We start from the raw sequence: 4,933 nt of genomic DNA, 5'->3' as shown, positions 1-4,933 counted from the left end.
AGCATGGACACCACCACCGGCATATCGGCACCGCCGATGGGGATGATGATCAGTACCCCGATGACAAACGCCAGGGCGGTCATGGTCCAGAAGATCCAGGGCTGCTGATCGATGCAGAAGTAAACCAGCAGAGCCAGTATCACCAGGCCAAACAGGGCATTGAGATAATGCTGGCCGCCGAAAGACACCGGCGCACCGGAGACCAGCCCTTGCAGTTTGGTGAAGGCGATCACGGACCCGGAAAAGGTGATGGCGCCGATCACGACACCCAGACCCATCTCGATACGACTGGCGACAAAGATATCTCCGGTCGCGCCGACCAGGCCAAACGCCCCGGGGTTGGTAAAAGCCGCACCGGCCACCAGCACCGCGGCCATACCGACCAGACTGTGGAAAGCCGCTACCAGTTGCGGCATGGCGGTCATGGCGATGCGTTTGGCGATGGTGATACCGATCACCGCGCCGAGCACCAGCGCCGCCACAATCCATTCGTAGGATTGCACTTCCGGGCTGAACACGGTGGTCACCACCGCGATCAGCATGCCGAGCATGCCGCAGATATTACCGGTCCGTGAGGTTTCCGGCGAGGACAGGCCGCGCAGGGCCATGATAAACAGGACCGCCGCGACCAGATAGGCCAGCGAGGTCAGATTCGCGTGTAGTTCAGTCATAAGTTCCCCCGGTTACTTTTTCTTCTTGTACATGGCGAGCATGCGTTGGGTGACGGTAAAGCCACCGAAGATATTGATCGCGGCCAGCGTCATGGCCACAAAGCCCAGGGCTTTGGACAGGCTCATGCTCTCGGGGCCGGCGGCGATCAATGCGCCCACAATGATCACACTGGAGATGGCGTTGGTAACGGCCATCAGCGGTGTGTGCAGTGCCGGGGTGACACTCCAGACGACGTAGTAGCCGACGAAAATCGCCAGCACAAAAATGGATAACTGCTGAATGAAATTGGCTTCCATGACGACCCCCTTATTGTTCGCTCTGGAAAGCGGAATGAACGACCTGACCGTCCCGTGTCAGCACGGAAGCGGCAACGATTTCGTCTTCCCAATCGACCTTGAGCGCTTTGCTCTCGGCATCGACCAGAGGCGTCAGGTAGTTGAGTAGGTTCTTGGCGAACAGCGAACTGGCATCGGCGGACAGCCGGCTCGGAATGTTGTAGTGGCCGATGATGGACACACCATTCACATCCACCACCTCACCGGGCTTGGACAGGGTGCAGTTGCCGCCCTGTTCCGCGGCCAGATCCACAATCACCGAGCCGGGGCGCATACTGTGCACCATTTCGTCATTGATCAGGGTCGGGGCCTTGCGGCCGGGAATCAGTGCGGTGCAGATGGCGATGTCCTGCTTCTTCAGGGTTTCCGCCACCAGCTCCGCCTGCTTGCGCTTGTAGTCTTCGCTCATTTCCTTGGCGTAACCACCAGCGGTTTCCGCTTCTCTGGTTTCGTCGCTCTCGACCATGACGAACTTGCCGCCCAGGCTTTCCACCTGCTCTTTGGCGGCGGGCCGGACATCCGTGGCGGATACAATGGCGCCCAGACGCTTGGCGGTGGCAATGGCTTGCAGACCGGCCACACCGGCGCCAAGAACCATAACCCGCGCGGGCGCAATGGTGCCAGCGGCGGTCATCATCATGGGCATGGCGCGATCGTAAACGTAAGCCGCCTCCAGTACCGCACGGTAACCGGCGAGGTTGCTCTGGGAACTGAGGATATCCATGCTCTGGGCACGGGTGATGCGGGGCACAAACTCCATGGCGATGGCGGTCACACCCGCCTCGGCATAGCGTTTGATGGCGTCGGGTTCGGCGTAGGGGGACAGGCCGGCAATCAGCAGAGCGCCCTTTTTCATCGGGGACAACTCGTCGGGCTGGTCGCCTTCGCCCAGCAGGGGACGCTGGACTTTGAGCACCACATCGGCATCGCCCAGCAGACTGCTCAGGTCGCTGACCAGAGTGGCACCCGCCGCCTCGTAGGCCTCATCGGTGATACGGCTGGACAGGCCCGCGCCCGCCTCGACCGCCACCTCGGCACCGAGGGCAATAAACTTCATGACCGTCTCGGGCGTTGCGGCTACACGCCGCTCGTGCTCGCGACGCTCTTTGGGTATCGCTATTTTCATGAAACGTCTCCCTCATGTGATGGACACCATTAAACATAGCCGCTTTTCCCGTAGAAAGGTGGGGATTGAGCGGAATGATGTCCTAATCAACGGGCGCCTGAGGGTATCAGGGCCTCGTTTTTTGTTGTCTGGAGTCAACAGAGTGCGTCAGTTGGCGTTTTCCCGCCTTGATTCTGCGCCGAGAAAACCCCGGGTCTCTCACCTCCCGGGGTTCTCTCCTCCGCTGGTCCGCGTTGTGTGGGTGCCCACAGAGCACCCGGATTGATCTCCTACACCACGGCCCCTATTTTCCAGGGGTTGAACTCATTATCACCGTACCCGAGCTTTTCGCTCTGGGTCTGCTCTCCCGAAGCCGTCGCGAGTACGACCCGGAAAATTTCTTCGGCGCATTCCTGCATGGTTTTCTCACCATCCAGAATGCCACCACAATTGATATCAATGTCCTCCTGCATCCGCTGATACAGCTCGGAATTGCTGGCCAGCTTCAGGCTGGGCGCGGGCTTGAAGCCAAAGGCTGAACCGCGACCGGTGGTAAAGCATACCACGTTGGCGCCCGAGGCAACCTGCCCGGTGACCGACACGGGGTCAAACCCGGGGCTGTCCATGAACACCAGCCCCTTCTCTTTTACCTCTTCCCCATACAGGTACACGCCCACCATTTCGGTGGAACCGCTCTTGGCCTGGGCCCCCAGGGACTTTTCCATGATGGTGGTCAAGCCACCCGCTTTGTTACCCGGAGAGGGGTTATTGTCCAGCTCAAAATCGTTGCGCGCCGTATAATCCTGCCACCACTCAATGCGATCGAGCAACTTTTGGGCGAGCTCGGGTGTTTTTGCACGCTGGGTCAGCAGGTGCTCGGCACCGAAAATTTCCGGTGTCTCCGAATAGATGACAGTACCGCCATGGCGGATCAGAATGTCCCCCGCCGCGCCCAGCGCGGGGTTCGCCGTAATACCGGAGAAGGCATCCGAACCACCACACTGGACCGCCAGGGTCAGCTCGCTGGCCGGGACGGTTTCGCGGGTGTGCTGATTCACCCCATCCAACATGCCGCGCAACACCTCGATGCCACGCTCAATCGCCTTACGGGTACCGCCGACATCCTGAATGGTGTACGCCTGAAAGGTGTCGGTATCCCCCAGACCACTCTCCTCCATCACCCGACGAACCTGCATGGTTTCGCAGCCGAGCCCGACCATGAGAATGCCGCCGAAGTTGGGGTGGCGCGCATAACCATCGAAAGTGCGCCGCAGAGTCTCATAGCCTTCGCCATCGGAGCGCATGCCGCAGCCGGTTTCGTGGGTAAAGGCCACGACGCCATCAATATTGGGGTAGTCGTCCAGTTCGCCCGAGAAGGTGAAGTGCTGGGCAATGGCCTTGGCGACGGTGGCGGAGCAATTCACAGTAGTCAGAATACCAATGTAATTGCGCGTTCCGACCTTGCCATTGGCGCGTCGGTAGCCCCGGAACGTGGCCCGTTCGCTTTCGGGCACAAGGTCCGTGGGCCTGGCGTTGCGGCAAAAGCCATAATCTTTTTCCGCCTCGCCCATTTTGCAGTTATGACTGTGCACATGCTCACCGGCCTTGATGGCCTTGGCGGCAAAACCGATCACCTGACCGTATTTCAGGATGGGCTGACCTTCAGGGATATCCACCAGCGCCACTTTGTGCATGGCCGGGATATCGTCAACCAGAGTCAATTCGGGCTCGATCAGTGCCGTGCCCGCCGGAATAGCCCCTTTACACACGCCTACGTTGTCGCGCTCGTGTAAATGAATGATGTTCGCCAAAATAATGATCACCCAAAGATTGGAGTCTCTGACGCCACTCTCACCTGGCAGAACAGAAACCGTTCGGTGGTAAAAGCCGTTCGCGCTCCGTCGAGCCGGCCTGCCAATTTCCCGTGTGTCGCCACCCCTGCGGGCCGACGCTTTTTGTTTTGCGGGATTCTTTTTCAGGTACAGAAAAAAACAGGCGCCTTGCGGCGCCTGAAAAATCGGCAATGGTATTCGGTCAATACCGGGACCAAATTTAGCACCGACAAAGCGGACACCGCAACCACTCGCAACGCCTGGTGTGAAAACCCCACCCAAAAAATTTACGCAAAACGCAATCTGACAGCGTTGTCATTTGCACAGAATGGGTTGTTTGTCCCATTTGACACCGCTGTCAATCGCAACGGAGTAGGAGCGGCCTCACCCGTTAATTTTTTGCCGGAATTCCCTCCCATAAAGCCATGAAACCGTCTCACTGCGAAGTTCACGCAAAATGTAATCGGTTACTCATATATAATAAATTATGTGTAACCGTTTACAGCAAAAATACCGAAACAATCTCACTAATATATTCCCCATTACAGGAAAAAATTTGTTCTTCAGCCTTGATTTTCCCGCCGGGCCGTACCAGAATGAGTTCACTGCATGACGGCATACGCATTTCCGCAGAGGAAACTGCCAGACTCTAAAGATAAACCGTTAGCAAACCGTTCGCGTTTTCTGTTCTGCACGCGGCCAATCCCAAAGAGTCTGAATGCCAGCGGTATCGGGCAACCCAAAAACATCAAATGACCGGGTGCCCGAGCCTCTAATGCGACGATGTAAAGAGGCAAGAGGGAGACAACTGGGGCAAACGTCTATACCAATCGGGTATATACGAGGTGAGAGAGACCGCTCCAAGCGCCCGACAACCAGGCGGTATCGGTGTCGAGCAACCCTGAAATGAGAGGCCATCAGAGCCGATTTTCGGGGATCAACCAGTAAGGCCAAGACCCCGCCAGCGGATTGTCCGCTGGCGGGTGAGG

The 4,933-nt window shown here is 57.9% G+C and carries 5 protein-coding genes; 1 reads left to right on the top strand and 4 read right to left on the bottom strand.

Going from position 1 to position 4,933, the window contains the following annotated elements; all coding sequences use genetic code 11:
• The 4 genes from B3187_RS15725 to B3187_RS15710 form a co-directional block, all read right to left on the bottom strand.
• A partial coding sequence (locus B3187_RS15725; RefSeq protein ID WP_286807402.1) for an NAD(P)(+) transhydrogenase (Re/Si-specific) subunit beta occupies nt 1-671 on the bottom strand: 671 nt, incomplete at its 3' end.
• 12 nt (nt 672-683) lie between these two features.
• Nucleotides 684-968, bottom strand: coding sequence for an NAD(P) transhydrogenase subunit alpha (locus tag B3187_RS15720; protein WP_024462101.1), 285 nt, complete (start codon nt 966-968; stop codon nt 684-686).
• 10 nt (nt 969-978) lie between these two features.
• A complete protein-coding gene (locus B3187_RS15715; protein ID WP_286807401.1) occupies nt 979-2,133 on the bottom strand; it encodes a Re/Si-specific NAD(P)(+) transhydrogenase subunit alpha in 1,155 nt (384 codons plus the stop codon).
• Between the two features lie 269 nt (nt 2,134-2,402).
• Nucleotides 2,403-3,923 (bottom strand): UxaA family hydrolase, encoded by a 1,521-nt coding sequence (locus B3187_RS15710; protein WP_286807400.1) that lies wholly within the window; start codon nt 3,921-3,923, stop codon nt 2,403-2,405.
• Here B3187_RS15710 and B3187_RS15705 point away from each other — a divergent pair.
• A complete protein-coding gene (locus B3187_RS15705) occupies nt 3,906-4,373 on the top strand; it encodes a hypothetical protein (RefSeq protein ID WP_286807399.1) in 468 nt (155 codons plus the stop codon). The two genes, B3187_RS15710 and B3187_RS15705, sit on opposite strands and share 18 nt — an antisense overlap.
• Nucleotides 4,374-4,933 lie beyond the last annotated feature (560 nt).

This window comes from Marinimicrobium sp. UBA4209, assembly GCF_002381585.1.
Classification (GTDB): Bacteria; Pseudomonadota; Gammaproteobacteria; order Pseudomonadales; family Cellvibrionaceae; genus Marinimicrobium; species Marinimicrobium koreense.
Note: the sequence above shows the minus strand (reverse complement) of the source record. Positions and strands in the feature narration are given on the sequence as shown.

Bases quoted from the DNA above. Each gene is read 5' to 3' on its own strand.
- B3187_RS15720 (WP_024462101.1), bottom strand. From the start codon at position 968: ATGGAAGCCAATTTCATTCAGCAGTTATCCATTTTTGTGCTGGCGATT.
- B3187_RS15715 (WP_286807401.1), bottom strand. From the start codon at position 2,133: ATGAAAATAGCGATACCCAAAGAGCGTCGCGAGCACGAGCGGCGTGTA.
- B3187_RS15705 (WP_286807399.1), top strand. From the start codon at position 3,906: ATGAATGATGTTCGCCAAAATAATGATCACCCAAAGATTGGAGTCTCT.